We start from the raw sequence: 1,840 nt of genomic DNA, 5'->3' as shown, positions 1-1,840 counted from the left end.
CACACATAAACACACACGTATTGAGAAAATTTAGTTTTTCTTTTATTAGTAGAGCTATAAATACTTTTAATCTTATTTGTTTTGTAAATTTAGAGTTTAAAGCTCATAGAATCCCTTGTTTAACTTATTGTTAAGTAAGCAACAACATACAAGGATAAATTTTTAAAAGAGCAATAAACTTAAACTTTAATATATGAAAATCTGGGTTGCTTAATCAGCAAGTATCAATCTAATTTAATAGTTTGACATTGTTAAAATTATACAACATCTTGACGCTTCTTTTCGATTAACTCCGGTTAAAACCGGCAAGATCATAGCTTTAAACAACTAACTATTGAAGTTTATGAACTAAAACGAAAGAAAAGACTAGTAAACTTTAGCAATATACTAGGTTATAAGACAAAAACTAGTAAATGCTTAAGCCTTGTAACTTTATTCTAAAGCTTCTGCTTTAAGTTATTACCTTAAGCTATTTAGCACTTCCTTTAAGTTCTTATCCTAAGTTCTACAGTAAGCTTTTATGTACAATAATTTGCTAATATTTATTTGTAGAATAGCAGTTCGTTAAACTTATAAATGTAAAAACACCCCTGTAGTTATACAGGGGCTTGCTCATGTGTGGTTTAATCTTGATCGACTTGTACTTGAGCAGCGATTGCAGCTTGGGTACGGTAAACAGCTTGTTCTTTGTCAATTTGTTTTTGTACCATAGTCGATAGACCTGTAAGCTGTTCGAATTTTTTATTAATAACAGATGGTGTACCGTTGTACGAAAGTTTTAAGTTACCATTTTTAAAGAGTAAGGTTTGACCATTACTCATTTTGTTCCATTTTTCGTCCGTAACAGGCATGGTACAAATAATGGTTACCACATCATCTTCTTTAGCGTAGCAACTTAAATTAATTACTCCCCCATCGTCAATGCGTTTTACTAAATGGTCTTCTTTAGCCGAGCGAGTAATCCAATAAAGATTGGTTGAACAATGAGCAATCATATACTCACCATTAGAAAGTACAAAATTTAGAATACCAGCACTAGCATAATTATCAGCTATATCACAAACTGTTAAAAATAAAGTGTTAGCATCTGGTTTTTGGTCAAACTTATGTTGTAATTGATCAATAAGATGGGTAAAGAATAATTCACTATCAGTATCACCTACAACTTTAGTCTTTAGAAGAGGATCTAAATTTGGGAAACTTTCTAAGTGACCATTATGACAAAATACCCAATTTTGTCCCCATAATTCACGAACAAAAGGGTGGCAGTTCTCTAATTTAGGTTTGCCTTGTGAAGCGCGACGAATATGGGCAATGATATTTTTACTCTTAATCTGATAAATTCTTACTAAATTACGTACGTAAGAATTATATGCAGCCTTATCATCTTTTAAAATACGAACACTATTATTGCATTCGAAAAAAGCAATCCCCGTTCCGTCAACGTTCGTATCGGTTATCCCTGCACGATTAACAAAACCTTCAAAAGAAAAACTTATATCTGTAGGAGCATTTGCTGTTAAAGCAAGAATTTGACACATAAATAGTTTTAAAAAATTATACGTTTCGCTTTATTTAAGAATTCCTAAAATAGATATTTAGGTACAGTTAAAGGTCAATAAAAAATATACTAACATTTACTGCTTCTGGTGTCTATAAAATAACAAACAAATAATTGTTTCATAAGATTTATCTTGCTTGTAATTATGGTAAGAAACCTACTTCATACAACCTTCGCAAAATGCAATTATCTGTTTATTTTTCATATTTTAATCAAAAGGGTTTGATCTATTTTTAGGAATCTGTATTTATTAAGCGATCAATTTTGTAACCTTAAGTT

Annotated in this window: 1 protein-coding gene; it reads right to left on the bottom strand. The window is 30.6% G+C overall.

The window, feature by feature from the left end; all coding sequences use genetic code 11:
- Nucleotides 1-623: 623 nt before the first annotated feature.
- On the bottom strand, nucleotides 624-1,541 hold the full coding sequence (locus CKF58_RS08095) for a class II glutamine amidotransferase (protein WP_119532745.1): 918 nt from the start codon (nucleotides 1,539-1,541) through the stop codon (nucleotides 624-626).
- Nucleotides 1,542-1,840 lie beyond the last annotated feature (299 nt).

Source organism: Psittacicella hinzii (assembly GCF_003585935.1).
GTDB classification, from domain to species: Bacteria; Pseudomonadota; Gammaproteobacteria; order Enterobacterales; family Psittacicellaceae; genus Psittacicella; species Psittacicella hinzii.
The sequence above is the reverse complement of the archived record's forward strand: the minus strand, read 5'-3'. Positions and strand labels throughout refer to the sequence as shown.

Coding starts and splice junctions, on each gene's coding strand:
- CKF58_RS08095 (WP_119532745.1), bottom strand. CDS start 1,541: ATGTGTCAAATTCTTGCTTTAACAGCAAATGCTCCTACAGATATAAGT.